The sequence below is a fragment of the Thioclava sp. genome (assembly GCF_048263065.1).
Lineage (GTDB): Bacteria > Pseudomonadota > Alphaproteobacteria > Rhodobacterales > Rhodobacteraceae > Thioclava.
This window is the reverse complement of sequence record NZ_JBLXEM010000003.1, coordinates 319,040-337,001: the sequence shown is the minus strand read 5'-3', so window position 1 is coordinate 337,001 and position 17,962 is coordinate 319,040. Positions and strand designations below refer to the sequence as shown.

18 protein-coding genes are annotated in these 17,962 nt (G+C 61.2%); 5 read left to right on the top strand and 13 right to left on the bottom strand.

Features of this window, described 5'->3' with window-relative positions; genetic code table 11:
• Positions 1-13 precede the first annotated feature (13 nt).
• Genes ACN0SD_RS06985 through atpD form a run of 9 tightly spaced genes read right to left on the bottom strand, consistent with a single transcriptional unit; the run spans position 14 to position 6,525 of the window.
• Positions 14-859 carry a F0F1 ATP synthase subunit gamma gene (locus ACN0SD_RS06985; protein ID WP_417807500.1) on the bottom strand — a complete coding sequence of 282 codons (846 nt, stop codon included), beginning with the start codon at positions 857-859 and terminating at the stop codon, positions 14-16.
• Complete coding sequence (locus ACN0SD_RS06980; RefSeq protein WP_417807499.1) at positions 856-2,379, bottom strand: F0F1 ATP synthase subunit alpha; 1,524 nt, start codon at positions 2,377-2,379, stop codon at positions 856-858. The genes ACN0SD_RS06985 and ACN0SD_RS06980 overlap by 4 nt, the downstream gene beginning before the upstream one ends.
• Positions 2,369-3,103: a hypothetical protein gene (locus ACN0SD_RS06975; protein ID WP_417807498.1), complete on the bottom strand. Its 735-nt coding sequence runs from the start codon at positions 3,101-3,103 to the stop codon at positions 2,369-2,371. Before ACN0SD_RS06975 ends, ACN0SD_RS06980 begins: the two co-directional genes overlap by 11 nt.
• Positions 3,104-3,107: 4 nt before the next feature.
• Positions 3,108-3,353: a F0F1 ATP synthase subunit C gene (locus tag ACN0SD_RS06970; protein ID WP_038132238.1), complete on the bottom strand. Its 246-nt coding sequence runs from the start codon at positions 3,351-3,353 to the stop codon at positions 3,108-3,110.
• Positions 3,353-4,066, bottom strand: coding sequence for a F0F1 ATP synthase subunit A (locus ACN0SD_RS06965; protein WP_417807497.1), 714 nt, complete (start codon positions 4,064-4,066; stop codon positions 3,353-3,355). The genes ACN0SD_RS06970 and ACN0SD_RS06965 overlap by 1 nt, the downstream gene beginning before the upstream one ends.
• Positions 4,063-4,353 (bottom strand): ATP synthase subunit I, encoded by a 291-nt coding sequence (locus ACN0SD_RS06960; protein ID WP_417807496.1) that lies wholly within the window; start codon positions 4,351-4,353, stop codon positions 4,063-4,065. Before ACN0SD_RS06960 ends, ACN0SD_RS06965 begins: the two co-directional genes overlap by 4 nt.
• Positions 4,350-4,658, bottom strand: a complete 309-nt coding sequence (locus tag ACN0SD_RS06955; RefSeq protein ID WP_417807495.1) for an AtpZ/AtpI family protein — start codon at positions 4,656-4,658, stop codon at positions 4,350-4,352. Before ACN0SD_RS06955 ends, ACN0SD_RS06960 begins: the two co-directional genes overlap by 4 nt.
• Entirely contained in the window at positions 4,655-5,065 is a 411-nt protein-coding gene (locus tag ACN0SD_RS06950) for a F0F1 ATP synthase subunit epsilon (protein ID WP_417807494.1), read from the bottom strand. The genes ACN0SD_RS06955 and ACN0SD_RS06950 overlap by 4 nt, the downstream gene beginning before the upstream one ends.
• Positions 5,062-6,525, bottom strand: coding sequence for a F0F1 ATP synthase subunit beta (gene atpD, locus ACN0SD_RS06945; RefSeq protein ID WP_417807493.1), 1,464 nt, complete (start codon positions 6,523-6,525; stop codon positions 5,062-5,064). The genes ACN0SD_RS06950 and atpD overlap by 4 nt, the downstream gene beginning before the upstream one ends.
• 353 nt (positions 6,526-6,878) lie before the next feature.
• Between atpD and ACN0SD_RS06940 the strand changes: the two genes are divergently transcribed.
• Genes ACN0SD_RS06940 through ACN0SD_RS06930 form a run of 3 tightly spaced genes read left to right on the top strand, consistent with a single transcriptional unit; the run spans position 6,879 to position 9,777 of the window.
• Positions 6,879-7,898 carry an efflux RND transporter periplasmic adaptor subunit gene (locus ACN0SD_RS06940; RefSeq protein ID WP_417807492.1) on the top strand — a complete coding sequence of 340 codons (1,020 nt, stop codon included), beginning with the start codon at positions 6,879-6,881 and terminating at the stop codon, positions 7,896-7,898.
• Positions 7,898-9,103, top strand: a complete 1,206-nt coding sequence (locus ACN0SD_RS06935) for an ABC transporter permease (protein ID WP_417807491.1) — start codon at positions 7,898-7,900, stop codon at positions 9,101-9,103. Before ACN0SD_RS06940 ends, ACN0SD_RS06935 begins: the two co-directional genes overlap by 1 nt.
• Positions 9,100-9,777 carry an ABC transporter ATP-binding protein gene (locus ACN0SD_RS06930; protein ID WP_417807490.1) on the top strand — a complete coding sequence of 226 codons (678 nt, stop codon included), beginning with the start codon at positions 9,100-9,102 and terminating at the stop codon, positions 9,775-9,777. The genes ACN0SD_RS06935 and ACN0SD_RS06930 overlap by 4 nt, the downstream gene beginning before the upstream one ends.
• Positions 9,778-9,783: 6 nt before the next feature.
• Here ACN0SD_RS06930 and ACN0SD_RS06925 read toward each other — a convergent pair whose 3' ends face one another.
• Complete coding sequence (locus tag ACN0SD_RS06925) at positions 9,784-10,635, bottom strand: hypothetical protein (protein WP_417807489.1); 852 nt, start codon at positions 10,633-10,635, stop codon at positions 9,784-9,786.
• A 305-nt stretch (positions 10,636-10,940) separates the two neighbouring features.
• Here ACN0SD_RS06925 and ACN0SD_RS06920 point away from each other — a divergent pair, with 305 nt between their 5' ends.
• Complete coding sequence (locus ACN0SD_RS06920) at positions 10,941-11,873, top strand: phosphoadenosine phosphosulfate reductase (protein ID WP_417807488.1); 933 nt, start codon at positions 10,941-10,943, stop codon at positions 11,871-11,873.
• A 30-nt stretch (positions 11,874-11,903) separates the two neighbouring features.
• On the opposite strand, the gene ACN0SD_RS06915 is transcribed toward ACN0SD_RS06920, so the two are convergent.
• From ACN0SD_RS06915 to ACN0SD_RS06905, 3 genes are all read right to left on the bottom strand, one after another.
• Positions 11,904-13,844, bottom strand: coding sequence for a DEAD/DEAH box helicase (locus ACN0SD_RS06915; protein ID WP_417807487.1), 1,941 nt, complete (start codon positions 13,842-13,844; stop codon positions 11,904-11,906).
• Between the two features lie 185 nt (positions 13,845-14,029).
• Positions 14,030-14,956, bottom strand: a complete 927-nt coding sequence (locus tag ACN0SD_RS06910; protein ID WP_417807486.1) for an MYG1 family protein — start codon at positions 14,954-14,956, stop codon at positions 14,030-14,032.
• Positions 14,957-15,053: 97 nt separating this feature from the next.
• Positions 15,054-15,365, bottom strand: coding sequence for an ETC complex I subunit (locus ACN0SD_RS06905; protein WP_417807485.1), 312 nt, complete (start codon positions 15,363-15,365; stop codon positions 15,054-15,056).
• 350 nt (positions 15,366-15,715) lie between these two features.
• Here ACN0SD_RS06905 and uvrB point away from each other — a divergent pair, with 350 nt between their 5' ends.
• Positions 15,716-17,899, top strand: coding sequence for an excinuclease ABC subunit UvrB (gene uvrB / locus ACN0SD_RS06900; RefSeq protein WP_417807484.1), 2,184 nt, complete (start codon positions 15,716-15,718; stop codon positions 17,897-17,899).
• Positions 17,900-17,962 lie beyond the last annotated feature (63 nt).

Genomic DNA, 17,962 nt, shown 5'->3' with positions numbered 1-17,962 from the left:
TAATCATGCCCGCTCAGCTACCCTCGCGCGCGGTGCTCACACCGGTGCCGAGTTCGATGATTTCGGCGGTGATGGCCTCTTGGCGCACGCGGCGCAATGTGGCCTCGAACACGTCAAGTTCGCGCGCGATCTGGGTGGCCGCCGAGGTCATCGCCTCCATGCGCGCCTCGTTTTCGGCGGCAAAGGCATGTAGCGCCGCTTTGCTGATGCGCGCATGAATGTAATCCGCACCCAGACTGGCCAGCAGCGCCGCCGCAGGCAGTTGCGTCAGGGGCGGCGTGGTAGTTGGGGCGTGTATATCTGACAGGTCAATCGGGAACAGCGCGCGGCGAATGATCTGCGTGCGCCCGCCCTCCCAGCGGGCGTAGACAACATCAAGGCGGTTGAACCGCCTTGCATCTAGCCCACGGTAGATCGCCTGCGTGATCGCATCGGCGAGCTTGGGGATGCCGGGCGAATGCGAGGGCATCGGCGCGCTCCAATACGGAGTAATCTCGCGCGAATGGACAATCGACAGCCCGCGCGTTCCGATCACCAATAGATCGGACGTGCCCAGCGCGTCGTGAACGCTTTCCAGCACCCTTTCGCTGAACGCCCCGGCAAAGCCCTGCTCCGCGAGAAACACCAATAGACCGGTGCGCCCTTCCTCCTGAGCCATTGCGGCGGGGCCTGCGGACTCTGCAGGAAGGATGCGCGCCATGGCGGTGCAAATCGTAGCGGCGTAGCTGTCTACCGCCTCCATCTGCGAGCGGGCACTGCGCGCGCGCGCAGCGGCGATGCCCTTCATCGCGTTCACCACCGCGCCCAATTGGCGCACCCCGGCGATTCGCGCGCTGACTTCGGCGAGGCGCTCGGTCATGGGGCAGGCTCGGCAGGGGCCAGCGAGGCAATGAGACGGGTCATCGCGCCGCTCAAAGCGGTTTTTGTCGCGTCATCCAGCGTGCTGCCGCCGGTGATCGCCTGCACGGCTTTGGCCGCGTCGTGATCCAGCGCAGCGGGCAACCTCGTGCGAAACTCTGCCACAATCGGCGCGGGCAGCGCGTCAAGCAGCCCCGTTTGCACTGCCAGCATCAGCGCGACCTCATCGACAAGGCGAAAGGGCTGGTGCTGGGGCTGGCGCAACGCCTCGCGGATGCGCTCTCCGCGTGTCAGTTGCTGGCGCACCCGGTCATCAGGCATACCGCCAAAACGGGTAAAGACCTCAAGCTCCAAGAATTGCGCATAATCCAGACGCAGCGTGCCCGCCGCCTTGCGCAACACCGGGGCCTGCGTTTTGCCCCCGACCCGGCTGACACTCAGCCCGACATCCACGGCGGGTTTCTGGCCCTGATGAAACAGCGCCTGATCCAGCACGATCTGCCCGTCGGTGATCGAGATCAGGTTGGTCGGGATATACGCGGACAGGTTGCCCTGATCGGTCTCGGCAATTGGCAACGCAGTCAGCGAGCCACTGCCGCGTTCAGGAGACAGTTTTGCGGCGCGTTCAAGCAAGCGGGCATGGATGTAGAACACATCGCCCGGATAGGCCTCGCGCCCCGGGGATTGGCGGGTCAGCAGCGCGATCTCACGATGGGTGGCAGCATGTTTGGACAGATCGTCGATCACGATTAGCGCGTGCTGGCCCTTATCGCGGAAATATTCCGCCATCGTCATGCCCGCATACGGCGCGATCCATTGCAGCCCCGGCGCGTCGGACGATCCCGCCACCATCACGATGCAACGCGCGAAATTACCCTGCGCCTGTAAAGCGTCGATGGCGCGGCGCACGCTGGAGGTTTTCTGCCCCACCGCCACGTAGATGCAGATCATGTCGCTGTCGCGCTGTGCGATCAGTGCGTCGATCCCCAGCGTGGTCTTGCCAGTGGAATGATCGCCCACGATCAGCTCGCGTTGCCCGCGACCAAGCGCAAATAGCGTATCCACCACGACGATGCCCGTCTGTACGGGTTCAGTGACAAGATCGCGCTCGATGATCGAGGGCGCGGGGCGCTCAATGGGCCAGTGATCCTGCGCCTCAATCGGGTCTTTGCCATCAAGCGGGCGGCCAAGCGGGTCGACGATCCGCCCCAGCAGCGCCTCGCCCACCGGCACGTTGACCACCTCGCCCGTGCCGCGCACCGTATCGCCCGCCTCGACATCACTCGTGCCATCCAGAAGCACGCAGCCGATCCGGCCTGCATCAAGGACGCGCGCGAACCCGACCTGACCGCCGCCAAAATGCAGCACCTCATCAAGGCGCACGTCGCGCAAGCCCGAGATTAGCGCCACACCGTCGCCGATTTCTTCGACAACGCCCTGATGCTCGGCGCGCGGGCCAAGCTCAGCACGCGCGACCTTGGCGCGCGCGGCGTCCATCCAATCGGGTGCATCAGTCGGCATGGCGAATCTCCTTGAGGATCGCCGCCAGATCCGCTTGCCAGCTATTGTGCAGCACGAAATGATCGCTGTGCAGCTCGTAGCCCGCGATCAGCGCAGGATCTGTGACGAAATTCAGATCCACCGCGTCGCCCAATGCCTGCTGAACGGATTTGGTGATCTGGGTTTTGGCATCTGCGCTTGGATCGGTGGGGCACATCAGACTAACGCCCTTCGCCTCAACCAGCGCCGCGCGATCCTGATCTGGCAATGCACCAATCGCGTCGGTCAGCTTTTGCAGAAACGCGGCTTGGACAGCCTCATCCGGCAGCTCGTTCAGCAGCTTTCGCGCAATATCAACCGCCAACTCACCCGCTTGCGCAGTCATCGCAGCGCGCGCGGTGTCTGCCTCTCGTGCCATATCACTGCGCGCCGCTGCCATGATCGCCTCGGCTTGGGCATGCGCCTCGCTTTGGGCATCCGCCTTGATGGCAAGGGCGGCGTCCTTGGCCTCGGCCAGAACCTTGTCACGCTCTGCCGCGATCCCGGCGCGCGCCGCCGTCAGCTCTGCCAGCGCGGCATCCGCCTTGTCCTGCGTGGCTTTGGCATCACCCAGCAACGCTTGCGCCGCCGCTTGGCGCCGCGTGATGGCCGCCGCAACCGGGCGCCAGAACACCCGCGAGAGCAGCCAGATCAAGATCACGGCATTGAGCGCCTGAAGCCCCAAACCCCAGAAATCGAAATTCATCGGATCACGCCAGCAGCGGGTTGGCGAATAGCAGCAACAACGAGATCACGAGACAGTAAATCGCCGTCGTCTCGATCATCGCAAGCCCGACAAAAAGCGTGCGCGAGATCGTGTTGGCCGCCTCGGGTTGGCGCGCGATTGCATCCATCGCTGCGGCCACGGCGCGGCCCTCGGCCAATGCCGGACCAATTGCACCAAACGACACGGCAAAGGCCGCGCAGACGATACTGGCAATCGAAAGATAATCCATCAGCTATCCTTTTTCTTGGGGGAGGTTTCGGGGTCGGGGTCTGCGGGGCTGTGCGCGCCTTCCTCGACCGTGGCGGCAATGAACACCATCGCCAGCACGGCAAAAATATAGGCCTGCACCAGCCCCGTCAGCAGATCGAGCGCCATCAGCGGGATCGGCACCAACAGCCCCGCCAGCGAGGCGACAATGCCGATAACGAACACGCCGCTCATGACATTGCCAAACAGGCGCACAAACATCGAAAACACCCGCGTCACGCTTTCCAGCATATTGAGCGGGATCATCACCGGATTGGGCATCGCGAAAGAGCGAAGATACCCGCCCACGCCAGCGCCACGCACGCCAAACCAGATCACCGAGAAAAACACGAGCGCCGCCAGCGCTGCATCAGTTTCCAGCTTGGCGGTGGGTGGCTCAACTCCGGGGATCAGCGAGCTCCAATTCGCCACAAGGATGAACACAAACAGCGTGCCGATAAAGCCGCGATAGGGCGCGGGCTCTGCCCCGGTCGTTTCGCGAATTTGCGTATCAATCGTGTCCACCAGCAGCTCCAGCGCGACCTGCCGTTTGCTTGGGTGCAGCGACAGCCTGCGCGTCAGCAGATACGCCCCACCGACCAGCACGGCCATGATCACCCAAGTCGTCACAATCGCTTGCGTGATCGCGACCGGCCCGATTTGAAACACAGTGGCGGATTCGAGCGGCGAGTTCATGGCGTGGCCCTCCGAGCTTGGCGCACCATCAGCGTTTTGGCCACCAGCACCCCGGCCAGCGCCGCCAGCAACGCCAGCCCGCCCAGCAGCACGGCAAGATAAAACCCCGCCCCCAACAGCGCCAGTCGGCCCAGCGTCAGCGCCAGTGCCAGCAGCGGACTGCCACCGCGCACGATCATATCCGCCGTTGCGCGCATCGCAGCGAAATAGGCATAGCCAAGCCCTAACCCGCCCAGAAAACACAAGGCGAGCACGATCGGCAGTGGCATCGCAGACAAGTCACTCATTTCGAATTCATCCATTTCCAAGCCGAGTAGAAGCCGATGCACAAGCCAACCACCATGCACGGTGCGCTCCAGAAGATACCGGTGCCATAGCGCGCATCCAGCCAGCGGCCCAAAAACAGCCCCGCAAGCGTGGGCAGCACAAATATCCAGCCCAGCACGCCGATCTGCGCCAGACGGCGGCCAACCGACATATCACCCTCGCGTAGCCAGCGGTCACGCCGGTCGCGACGCCGCCGCGTCTCAACGATCAGCGGGTCATTCTCAGTGTCGTTTGGCTCGGGGTCTTTTTGATCGGGCGGGGTCATCGGAACTCTCCGCTATCGGGGCGCGGTTGCAAGTGGCTGATCATGTGACGCAGGGCGTTGAGCTGCAGCCGCATACCCTCGACATGTTCGGTACGCTCAACGTCAATATCGGCGCGAAAGCGAGCCAGAACCTCACGATCCAGCGTGGCGAGATCGGTGCCAGTGACGGCCTCGCGGGTGGCTATGGCGATACTGTCCCCGCCCGAGACGGTCAGCACCCCGCCACGCAAGGCGCAGAACCCCTCAACCTCGCCCTTGCGCCAACTGGCAATCGAGATCGCCAGCGCGGTCAGAAACGGCGCATGACCGTTCAGGATGCCAAAGCTGCCGCTGGCATCCTCGGCGCGCAGGCTGTCGATGTCTTGGTCCACGACAACCGAAAGCGGGGTAACGATGCGCAGCCTCATGATGTGGCCTCGGCTTGCGCAGGTGCTGGGGTTTGCGCCGCAGCCTCTTTGCGCCGCGCATCCTCAAGCGTGCCCACCATGTAAAGCGAGCTTTCCGACCAATCGTCGGCTTCCCCATCCAGAATGGCGCGACATCCCGCCAGCGTATCGGCCAGCGCAACGCTTACGCCGGGCGTGCCCGTGAATGCCTCGGTCACCATGAAAGGCTGGGTCAGGAAACGCTGCAAGCGACGCGCGCGTGTCACGATCTGACGGTCAGCAGCGCCCAGTTCCTCAACCCCCAGAAGCGAGATGATATCGCTAAGCTCGCGGAACCGCGCGAGGGTGCGGCGCACCTCTTCCGCGATGTCGTAATGCGCTTGCCCCACCACCAGCGGGTCCAGCAACATCGAGGACGACCCCAGCGGATCAATCGCCGGATAAAACCCCTCAGCGGCCTGCGCGCGCGACAGCACGATCACGCAATCCATATGGCTGGAAATCGTCGTGACAGCAGGGTCGGTAAAATCATCGGCAGGCACATAAACCGCCTGAATCGCTGTGACAGCAGACCCCGCCACGGACGCAATGCGTTCCTGCAAGCCCGCCACCTCGCTGGCGAGCGTCGGCTGATAGCCCACCCGCGACGGCAAGCGGCCCAGCAGGCTGGACACCTCGGCTCCTGCCTGCACAAAGCGAAACACGTTATCCATCAAAAGCAGCACGTTGCGGTGGTTTTGATCGCGAAAATACTCCGACACGGCCAAAGCGGTCATCGGGGCCCGCCAGCGCGCACCGGGGGGTTCGTTCATCTGGCCATAGACCAGAACTGTGCGTTCCAACACGCCCGAACCGCGCATTTCGGTTAGCATCTCGTGGCCTTCGCGAGAGCGCTCGCCAATGCCTGCAAAGACCGAAATGCCTTCGTATTTTTCGACCATGGCGCGGATCAGTTCCATCACCAGAACGGTCTTTCCAACCCCTGCCCCGCCAAACATCGCAGCCTTGCCGCCCTGCGCCATCGGCGTGAGCAGGTCGATCACCTTGATGCCGGTCTCGAAAAGATCGGTGCTGCTGGTCTGGGATTTCAACAGTGGCGGGCGAGCATGGATCGGGCTGCGCGGCGTATCTGCGGGCAAGGCCGGGCCGTTATCTTGCGGCTCGCCGATGCAATCGATCAGGCGGCCCAGAACCGCCTCGCCAACCGGCACCTCAACCGCGCGTCCCGTCGCGCGCACCGCAACGTCACGCGCCAAACCGGCAGTCGATTGAAACGCCACCGCGCGCAGCGTGTGCAGATCAAGATGGCTGTGTACCTCAAGGATGAGCGGCGTCGGACGGTCCCATTGCACCACCAGCGCAGAGTTGATCGCTGGCAGGTCAGCCCCGTCAAAGACGACATCCACCACGGCCCCGCGTACCGCATGCACCCGGCCATCTGGCAAAGAGTTTGCTGGGAGATGGTCGCGTGTTTCAACCATAACTGCTCTGCCTTTCCGTAACGAATCGTGGCTCCCTCCCTGCGCAACCTTACGCCCTGTAGCGCGACGCTCAATTGATTTCGATCACACTGCGCGCTTTGGTCCTGATCCATATCAACGCGCACTGCCCTATCCTATGTAACCAGTTTGGGCGCGCTGATCGGCTTGGCGCGCAGAGAATTTAGCGGAGTGTTGTGACCTTGGACAAGCAGACAGACCACGTGAGGACGGACGAACAGGTGTCCTTGGTGACGACACCCTCAGACTCTGCTGTGCCTGCGCTGCGCCCTGAGACCTCTGCGCCACACCCCGTCGTTACGCGAAGCCGGCGTTGGCTTTGGGCAGCTAGTGGCATGCTGATCATTGGGCTTGGCGTGTTGGCCTATCTGCAACCTTGGGCAAGCAAGGCCACAAGCGTCATCGTCGAACAGGCCACGCTAGCGCCCGTGACGCGTGTGCTTGCCGTAAACGGGCGGATCGCGCCGATTCACTCGGTCGATATTCGCCCGCTTGTCGGGGGCAAGATCGACACGCTCCTCGTGGAGGAAGGCGATGTGGTCAAGGCGGGCCAGGTTTTGGCGCAGATCGACGCGAAAACTCAAAACGCCGTAATCCGTCAGGCGATGGCGGGGCTGGACGCAGCGCTTGTCGCAAAAGAACAGGCGCGCGTGTCTTATGAACGCTCGCTCGCGCTTGGGGGCAATGTGGCGCGCAGCGTGCTGGAAAATGAGGCCCGCGCGCTGCAATCGGCCGAAAACGAGGTCGCGCGCATGACCGCCCTGCTGGATCAGGCGCAGATCGTTTTGCAAAACCACACGATCAGCGCCCCGATTGCGGGCAGCATCGTTGTGCTGAATGTCGATCCCGGTCAAATCGTTGATCCCGCAACGCTTGTTCTGAGCCTTGCCGATCTAAATGATCCGGTGGTCGAGACTGATGTCGATGAGGCCTATGCTCGCCAGATCGCGCTGGACCAGCCCGCCGTGCTGCAACTGGTGGGCGAAACCGCGACCCGCGCAGGCCATGTCAGCTACGTCGCGCCACGCGTGGATGTCACGACGGGCGGCTTAGCGGTGAAGATCGCGTTTGATACCCCCGTCATCGCCCCGCTTGGACTGACGGTTGCGACCAATATTATCGTGGATCAGCGCGACGCGGCGTTGACCGTGCCCCGCAGTGCGATTGTCAGCGATAGCGCGGGCAGTTCAGTGTTCGTGCTGCGCGATGGAATCGCCCATCTGCGCCCCGTCGAAATCGTGGAGTGGCCCGCCGCGCGCCTGATCGTGGCAAAGGGTCTGTCTGCGGGCGATGAAGTGATCGTCGACGCCCAAGGTCTGAAAGACGGCCAAGCCGTCACTGCGGAGCAGCCCTGATGCTCTACGCGCTCAAAATCGCGGCCCGCTACCTGACGGCAAACCTCGCGCAAACCGCGCTACTGGTGACGGGTGTCGCAGTCGGCGTGTTCATTTTCATCTTCATGTCAGCCCTCATCGGGGGCTTGGCCGAATTCATTCTAGCGCGCACCGTGGGCGACATTTCCCACATCACGATTGAGGCCGAGGACGCTGATCCCCCCTTGCTCATATCACCGCAAGGACGGGTGCTGTTCGTCGCCGAACCGGGGCGCACGCGCACCGCCACGCTGGCCGAGGCTGCAACCTGGTTGCCCCTGATCGCGGGCGTGCCGGGCGTCAAGGCAGTTTCGCCCCAGATCACTGGGGCTGGGTTTCTGACACGCGGGGCGCAGGTCAGTCAGGTCAGCGTGAGCGGGATCGAGCCGGGGCGCGAATCCGCGATCCTTGATCTGGATGGCTACATGGTCGACGGCTCGGCACGGCTGGGGTCGGGGCTGATCGTCCTGGGGCGCGAATTGGCCGATGATCTGTCGCTGTCGGTGGGTCAAAGCGTGCGGCTGCAAAGTTCGAACGGGATCACGATGGTGCTAACGCTGAGTGGCATTTTCGAGACTGGCAATGGCAGCATGGACAAGGCGCGCGCCTTTGTCAGCCTGTCGAGCGCGCGCACCCTGTTCGCGATGCCCCAAGGGGTGACACGCATCGAGATCAAGCTGTTTGATTTGAACGCCGCCGATGCGACAGCGCTGCGCATCCGCGCGCTGACGGGGCTAGATGCGGTATCCTGGACAAAAGATGCGGCACAACTGATGGAGGCGCTGAATGCGCAAGCCCAGACCGGCTATTTCCTGAAAGGGTTTGCGCTGCTGACCATCGTGATCGGGGTGGCCTCGGCGCTGCTGCTGTCAACCTATCGCCGCCGCCCCGAGATCGGGATCATGCGCGCAATGGGAGCACCGCGCGGCTTTGTCGTCTTTGTCTTTGTCACGCAAGGCGCGCTGGTCGGATTGTTGGGCGGCATTATGGGGGCCGGGCTTGGTTATCTCGCGTTGCTGCCCTTCCCCCCGCGTGAGGCATTTCGCCCCGGCACCCTGCCCCTTGATATCACGCAAGGCTCGTATGGGCTGGCGATTACGCTGACGGTGATCGGCGCGATTTTAGCCTCGATCTTGCCGGCACGCTCGGCTGCCAAGGTCGATCCGGTCACGGCGATCGGGCAATGAGTGCGCTTCTGGAGGTCAACGATCTGGTCAAGACCTTCGGCACGGGAGAGGCCGCAACGCGCGTGCTGCGCGGTCTTGATCTGACGCTGAACACCGGGGAAATGGCGGCGCTTCTTGGCCCCTCGGGATCGGGCAAAAGCACCTTGCTGACGATCCTTGGCACCCTGATGAAACCGACATCGGGGCGCTACCAGATGCTCGATCATGATCTGATCGCAGCCGGGGATCGCGACCTGACAGAGTTTCGCAACCGCCATATCGGCTTTGTGTTCCAGTTCCACAATCTGCTGCCCGATTTCACGGCGCTGGAAAATGTGATCTTTCCCACTGCCGTGCGCGAGGGGCGTGAAACGCCAGCGGCGCGGGCGCGCGGGGCCGATCTGTTGGTGCGCATGGGGCTGGCCGAGCGCATCCATTTCCCCACGGCCAAACTCTCGGGCGGGCAAAAACAACGCGTCGCGGTGGCGCGCGCGCTAATGAACAGCCCCGAACTGGTGCTGGCTGATGAGCCGACGGGCAACCTTGATCGCGCCTCTGCGCTGCAGGTGATGGAGCTGATCGGGCAGATCAACCGCGAGGAAGGCACGACGTTTCTGATCTCGACCCATGACGACAAAATTGCCGCCGCCTGCCAGCGCCAGATCGTGGTCGCGGATGGGCTGGTGACAGGTTAGCGAACGTTACGGGGCGGCCTCAACGGGCTTAACTTTAGGCGGGATCGGCGCCTCATCGGGGTCAATCCCGTGCTTTATCAGCGCCTTGTGCATGAAACTTCCCCGGCGTGGGCGGTTGTTTTCCGCCTCTTCCAATCGCGGTTTCATCCGGCGCGCCCACATATGCACCGCGTAGGTATCATCCGTTAGGAAATCCGACTCGACATCAAAACGCGACATGATCATCTTGTTGCGGTTCTTGAACGAGATTGGATAAAACGCCTGCTGCGGTAGGGCGTGCTCCCACTCTCCCGATGTTTTCAGGAAATGCGACAGCGCCGCAGGGCCCGTCAGCCCCCATTCCTGTTCGGAAAAATGCACCGGCTCACCACGATCGCGCGCCGCGCGCAATTCGTCTTGCTGCTCGCTTTTCAGCCACGCGCCAATCGCATAAGGATCCGCCACGAAATCTAGCAACCCTTTGAGAGTTTGCGAATTTTTAGGCAGCCGCATCACCGCGTTGCACACCAAATGCGGCTTCTCCAACCCGAACACGAACGCATCGTCAAAGGCAAACGGTTTGACGCATAGCACATCGGCATCGACCCAGATGTAGTCGGTCTTGTTCATCAAATGCAGACGCCACAGATCGGCATGAATCGCGGGACTGCCGGTGCGTTTGTGGCGAATGATCTCGTCACCGGGAAAGATGTCGCGGGCATCGCGCAGCGTAACACCCGAGGGCGCATTCGGGATCAGATTGTAGCAATACAGAAGCGTCTCATGCCCGGCATCGACAAAGGATTTCAGGCTAAGCTGTTCCAACCAAGACAGACGATCCCCGATCCACAAGGTAGCGATGGTGGGCAATTTGGACATGGGGGCCTCAATTGTTTTGGGTCTTGTTTTCGCGTCGGTTTTCAGGCGGCGCTGGGTAGATACACGGCATCCGCAGCGCGCCCCAAGCATAGCCGGAATGACGCGCCAGTCCAGCCATGCCCGAGTGTTGCGCCGCCGATTTTTCAAACGGGTAACGGCCTGTGGTGTTGGCATTAAATCTATGTGAAACTGGGCGCAAATAGAGATGCGACGGGCCGAGCTCGAAATGAAAGTTAGCACGAAACAAGACTGGATGCAGGCTTTGATCTGTGCCTGTCAGCACGCCGCCAAGCAAGGATAATCGCATGACCAACGCCCAACAGATTTCTTGGTCAAACCAACTTGAGCAGATCGGACAGGATCACGGGTTTTATCGCCAGCTCGACGCGGAACATAAGGCGCTGTTTGTTGAGGGTGATGATACGCTGGTCGTGACCTTCGACAATCTCGACGATGCCCGCCAAAGCGTGGAAGAGCGCCTGCCTTGGGGAGTACAATTCATCTCGTCGCAGGGCTGGTCGGCGCTGGGGATCGCGGCGCATGGCTGGACATGGTTCCGCTCTGAAGCAGTGTTTGATTTTTTCGATGAGCTAAGAGAGACCGGCTTTTTCGACCGCTTCAAAAAGGTTGTATTTTACGGCGCATCAATGGCGGGCTATGCAGCAGCAGCCTTTTCCTCGGCGGCGCCCGGTGCGACGGTGATTTCGCTGGTTCCCCAAGCAACATTAGACCGTTCCGTGACCAGCGGTTGGGAAGATCGCTACCACCGCGCTTGGCGGCGCGATTTCAGCGGCCGCTATAGTTACGCCCCAGATGAGGTAAAATCCGCCGAAAAGATGTGGCTGTTTTACGATCCGCTTCGTCGCGAAGATGCCGTGCATGCGGCATTATTTCGCGGCCCCAATGTCAGCTATATTCGTTGCCGCCATTTTGGCCACGGCATCGGAACCTTGATGGGCCGGATGGGTATCCTTAAGACGGTGACGCGGGGGATTGTCTCAGATGAGATCACGGCAGCGGGGGTCTACAAGATCCTGCGTGCGCGGCGCACCCAGCCCAATTATCAAAAGCAGATCTTGAACCATTTGGTCGCAAGCAAGCGTGATGATCTGACCTATCGCTATGCGCGTGCGGTGCTGGATGAATGCTATCCGGCACGGCGACCGCATTTCAAGCGGCAGGTGAACGACATCGCAAAGCGGCGCAACCTGCCGCGCTATAGCCCGCCCGAAACTTAGGGGCGGGCCAGCGCGGCAAAGGTGGTGCGTTTATGCGCCGCTGCCGCGATGTGGTTTGCCCTTACCGCCTGGTTTTCCACTCGGTTTACCACCGGATTTGGCAGTGTATTTGGCTTTTGGTTTTCCGCCCGGCTTACCCTTTGCGCCTTTCGGCTTATCGAATTTGGGTTTGTCGAACTTCGGCTTGGCCGCAGCAGAAGTGTCCGCTTTCCCAGCCATATCAGGCTGCCAAGGCGCTTTTTTTTCGCGCGCGGGCTTTGCGCTGGCATCGCGAGGGGCGTTATGGCTTGGTTTCGGGCCCGTTGGTTTGGGACCGGTGCGCGGTTTGCGCGGGCGGTCGCCCTCGTCAAACGAGCGCGGCCCTTTCGGCGGGCCTCCGCGACCTGCAGGAGCCAGTTGCGGCGGCGCATCCAATTGGCGCGCCTTCACGCCCTCTTCCAGCTCGCCATTTGACCCGAGGGCCGCATTGAAGCCAGCCACATAGGCTTGCGACAGCTCGACAAAGGTCTCCGATTTCTGAACCCGAATTGCGCCGATGCCATCCTTTTCGAGATTGCCCGCACGGCACAAAAGCGGCAGCAGCCAGCGCGCTTCGGCGCGGTCATCATGACCGACCGAAAGGGCATACCAGGTGCTCGGGCCAAAGGGCTTGCGATCGCGGGCCGGTGCCTTGGCATCGGGCGCCATCAGCTCTTCGGGGGCGCATTTTTGCGCACGGTAGAGACGCAAACAAGCAGCGGCGATCTCAATGGGCGAATGCTGAGCCAGCAAACGCTCGGCGAAATCGGCCTGATCGGCAGAGGGCACCGCATCCCAAGCCGGATCGGCCAGTAGGTTGTCCTCATCTCGGCGCAAGATATCTTCGGCGCGCGGCGCAGTGGTCCACTCGGCTTTGATCTTGGCGAATTGCAGCAGACGCTCGGCCTTTTTGGTCGCGCGCGGCGGCACGATCAGCGCCGAAATCCCCTTGCGACCTGCGCGACCGGTGCGGCCCGAACGGTGCAGCAGCCCTTCCGTATTCACTGGCAAATCAGCGTGAATCACGAGGTTCAAATTCGGCAGATCAATTCCGCGCGCCGCCACATCAGTGGCCACGCAAACACGCGCGCGCCCGTCACGCATCGCCTGCAAAGCATGGGTGCGCTCGGTTTGGCTTAGCTCGCCCGACAGGGTCACCACGGCCAAGCCACGGTTGCCCAGACGCGCGGTCAGATGGTTCACGGCAGCGCGGGTATTGGCGAACACAATCGCGCTTTCGCTGTCGTGATAGCGCAGCAGGTTGATGATCGCATGTTCACTATCGGTCGGCCCGACGCGCAGCGCCTGATAGGAAATATCGGCGTGTTGGCTGGTGCCGCCCAGCGTGTTAATACGCTTGGCGTTGCGCTGGAATTTCTCGGCCAGCTTGGCAATGGGCGGCGAAACGGTTGCCGAAAACAGCAGCGTGCGGCGTTCTTGGGGCGCATCGGCAAGGATGAATTCCAGATCCTCGCGAAAGCCCAGATCCAGCATTTCATCGGCCTCATCCAGCACCACGGCTCGCGCATCGCTAAGGTCCAGCGAGCCGCGACGGATGTGATCGCTTAGACGGCCCGGCGTGCCCACGACGATATGAGCGCCGCGTTCCAGCGCGCGGCGTTCGTCGCGCATATCCATACCGCCCACGCAAGACGTGACCCGCGCGCCGGTCTTGGCGTAAAGCCAGCTCAGCTCGCGCATCACCTGAAACGCAAGCTCGCGCGTCGGCGCCACAACCAGCGCCAATGGCAGGGCCGCCGGCCCCATCCGCATCTCGTCGCCCATCAGCGTGCGCGCAATCGCAAGCCCGAAGCCCACGGTTTTCCCCGATCCGGTCTGCGCCGAAACAAGCAGGTCGGACTGCTCCAGAGCCGGGTCTGTCACCGCCTCTTGGACGGGGGTCAATTTGTCATAGCCACGCTCGGCGAGCGCTTCGGAAAGGGGAGAAATCATGATAGGTGGGGTCCGTGGAATTGCGGCAAGGGCGCGTCAGATGCACCGCCGAAGCCGCGCAAGATCAGTCCCAATAAGGGCTGCGCGCGCAAATGTATACAGCCGATTGACGCCGCAGCGACAAAATCGGCAAAATTGCGCAGATATCGTTAAGGTTTCGACGCAAGGGCGCGGGTCACGCCCGATTATTGCGTCACAGCCTCTTGCACGGCAAGTTCGGCCATTTGCACGATCGCATCGCGCGTGCTGGCCACCGCGATAAAGCGCCCGTTATGGCAGAACTTCGCGCCTTTGACGCCAGAGACATCCTCGAGCGCGTTATCCGTCAGCCCCGCCCAAGCCGTAGGCAGGTCGGCGCGGGTGTCGAATGTATCATCGCCGGTGCGGATGGTGGTCAGCGCCCAATCGCTGCCGCGCGGATGGATCACGAACAGCAGATGATCCGCGCCCGCCGCCTCGACCCCGGCGCGAAACGGCATGCCCATTGGCAGGTCAAGAATGCGCCCTGCCCCGGCGGTTTCAATCGCGGCCATGACCATCGCTTCGGCGCGAAACTTGGCCGCCTTGCGCCGGATCTGCGCCTCGACAAAGGCGCGCGCGACCGGAAGGGCCGCCAGAAACGCGCGATCATCGGCGCCCTCCGCGCGATCATCAAACACCGGCTTGAGGCTTTCAAGCAGCACCGGCAGCGTCAGCCCCGCGAATAGCGGCCCCGCCTCGGACGCATTCACCGCGCCATTGTCGAGCAGGTCAATCGGCAGCACAAACCCGCGATCAAACGAGCCGTGGATTGCGTCAAGATCATCGGCAGGCACGTCCATCGCGTGCAGATAATCCCGGCCATACCGCGCCCAAATCAGACCAAACGAACTGTAGGGCTGCCCATCTTCACGCAGCGGATTGGGCCGCTGGTGGTGATCGAAAATCTGCAAATCCGCATCGAACTGACCGCCCACATCATAAATAATGCGGCTTTCATCCGGTGTGATCCACGTTTTGTCACGGCTGCGCATAAGCTGCGCATCGGGGAAAAGACGCGTCAGGATGACCGAGGACAAAAGCTCATCGGCATGAAAGCCACCGGAATGGGTCACGAGATGGGTGATGGTCATGTGGGGGCTTTCAATGAAACGGGCGACCGCTGGGCCGCCCTTGGGACTGGTAGGGTTTGGCGGTTTTTATAAACCGCATCAGGTGGCACGGGCGCGATCAATGCGTCCAGTTTGACCGACGGTCCGAGGAGAAATTTTCCCCGTAACCGCGCACGCGGATGTTTGCGGCACGGCCATGCGGCTCGGTCACGACATAATCGATACCGTTTTCCTTGGCGTAATCTTCAGCCGCCTCGCGGGTTTCAAAGCGCAATCGCACTTGGGCCTGCGTATCATCGGACGAGGTCCAGCCCATCAGCGGATCAATCTCACGCGAGTCGGCGGGCACATAATCAAGAACCCATTTCTTGGTCTTGCCGATGCCTGACTGCATGGCGTTGCGAGCGGGTTGATAGATGCGTGCGCGCATGGGCGAACTCCTGTGCGATGCGTTCCCTTTGTCTTAGTGCATTAAACCGGAATCGCAAGCCCCGGATCGCGGGGCAACTCATGCCACAATCTGGCATCGCGATAAGAAAGAGTGTCTACCGGCCGACTGGGGGAGCGAGGGGTGGGGTGGTGCGTCGGCCGGCAGATCTATGCTGCTTGCTCGAACATAATGCGAACATGATCACAGATTCGCAAGCGAAATATCGTGCTAAGTCATTGCTTTAAAATTACAATTCTAAGCGTTCCATTAACCGCGCGCTAACACCTTTCACAACCCCTTGAATGCGAACGAAAAGAGGACAACTTTAGAGGCAGCCAAAGGATGCAGAAATGCCCCACAATACGACCGACCAGCCAACACAGCGCCCCGAGGTGCTGACGCGTCCCAAGCTTGAGGGCGGAAAACGGTTCGTTTTGCACACGGAATTTTCGGCAGCGGGCGATCAACCCACTGCAATTGCCGAGCTTTCCAAGGGCGTGGAAGAGGGCGAACGCGATCAGGTGCTGCTGGGCGCGACGGGCACGGGCAAGACCTTTACGATGGCCAAGGTGATCGAGCAGACCCAGCGCCCCGCCATCATTCTGGCCCCCAATAAGACGCTGGCGGCGCAATTATACGGCGAATTCAAAAGCTTCTTTCCCGAAAATTCGGTCGAGTATTTCGTCTCATTCTACGACTATTATCAGCCCGAGGCCTATGTCGCGCGCTCGGACACCTATATCGAGAAGGAAAGCCAGATCAACGAGCAGATCGACCGGATGCGCCACTCGGCCACCCGCGCGCTTCTGGAACGCGACGATGTGATTATCGTGGCTTCGGTGAGTTGCATCTACGGGATCGGCTCGGTCGAGACCTATTCGGCGATGACGCAGGACATGAAAGTGGGCGATCTGGTAGAGCAGCGTCAGTTTCTGGCCGAGCTTGTCTCCCAGCAATACAAGCGCCTCGACGCCGCCTTTCAGCGCGGCGCGTTCCGCGTCAAGGGCGACACGGTCGATCTGTGGCCCGCCCACCTTGAGGATCGCGCTTGGCGCTTTAGCTTCTTCGGGGAAGAACTTGAATCCATTACCGAGTTTGATCCCTTAACCGGTCAGAAAACCGACAGCTTTGAGCAGATCAGGATCTACGCGAACAGCCACTATGTAACACCGCGCCCGACTTTGCAGCAGGCCACCAAAAGCATCCGCATCGAGCTGACGCAGCGCCTCAAACAGCTCAATGATGAGGGCAAATTACTAGAGGCGCAGCGCCTTGAACAGCGCACGAATTTCGATATCGAAATGTTGGAGGCAACCGGTGTATGTAACGGGATCGAGAACTATTCGCGCTACCTGACAGGGCGCGCGCCGGGCGAGCCACCGCCGACCCTGTTCGAATTCATTCCCGACAACGCCATTGTTTTTGCAGATGAATCCCATGTCAGCGTGCCCCAGATCGGGGGCATGTATCGCGGCGACTATCGGCGCAAATTCACGCTGGCCGAACATGGTTTCCGTCTGCCCTCCTGCATGGATAACCGCCCGCTGAAGTTCGAGGAATGGGACGCGATGCGCTCACAATCGGTCTTTGTTTCAGCAACCCCGTCGAAATGGGAGTTAGAGCAAACGGGCGGCGTGTTTACCGAGCAGGTAATCCGCCCGACTGGCCTGATCGACCCGATGATTGAGATCCGCCCGGTTGAGACGCAGGTCGACGATGTGCTCGACGAAATCCGCAAGGTTTCGGCCAAGGGGTTTCGCACTTTGGTTACGACTTTGACCAAGCGTATGGCCGAAGATCTTACAGAATATCTACATGAACAGGGGGTGCGGGTGCGCTATATGCATTCCGATATTGACACTATCGAACGTATCGAGATTTTGCGCGATCTGCGGCTCGGGGCGTTCGACGTGCTGATCGGGATCAACCTTCTGCGCGAGGGGTTGGACATTCCCGAATGCGGTTTGGTGGCGATTTTGGATGCCGATAAAGAGGGGTTCTTGCGCTCGGAAACTTCGCTTATTCAGACGATTGGACGGGCTGCGCGCAACTCTGAAGGCCGTGTTATCATGTATGCCGACAAGATCACTGGCAGCATGCAGCGCGCGATAGATGAAACCGACCGCCGCCGCGCCAAGCAGGTCGCTTATAACCTTGAACATGGCATTACGCCCGCAACCGTTAAGAAGAACGTCGAGGATGTTCTGGCCGGGCTGTACAAGGGCGACACGGACATGTCCCGCGTCACCGCAAAAGTTGATAATGTGAAAGTTGGCGCCAATCTTGAGGCCCATTTGCACGATCTTAGGTTGAAAATGCGCAAGGCCGCCGAGAACCTAGAATTTGAAGAGGCCGCCCGTTTGCGCGACGAAGTCAAGCGTCTGGAGGCTGTCGACCTCGCGATCCACGATGACCCGCTCGCGCGCCAATCCGCAGTCGAGGCCGCCAGCGAGGCGGCAGTCAAGGCGAGTGGTCGCTCAACTGCGGGCCGTCCGGGGCAACGGGGCGGCGTTAAGCGGCGCAAGGGACGGTAGATACGTTGCAAATAGTAGCCGGACAACCGCGCCGCAGCTAAAACGTAAACACGCAGATGCGTA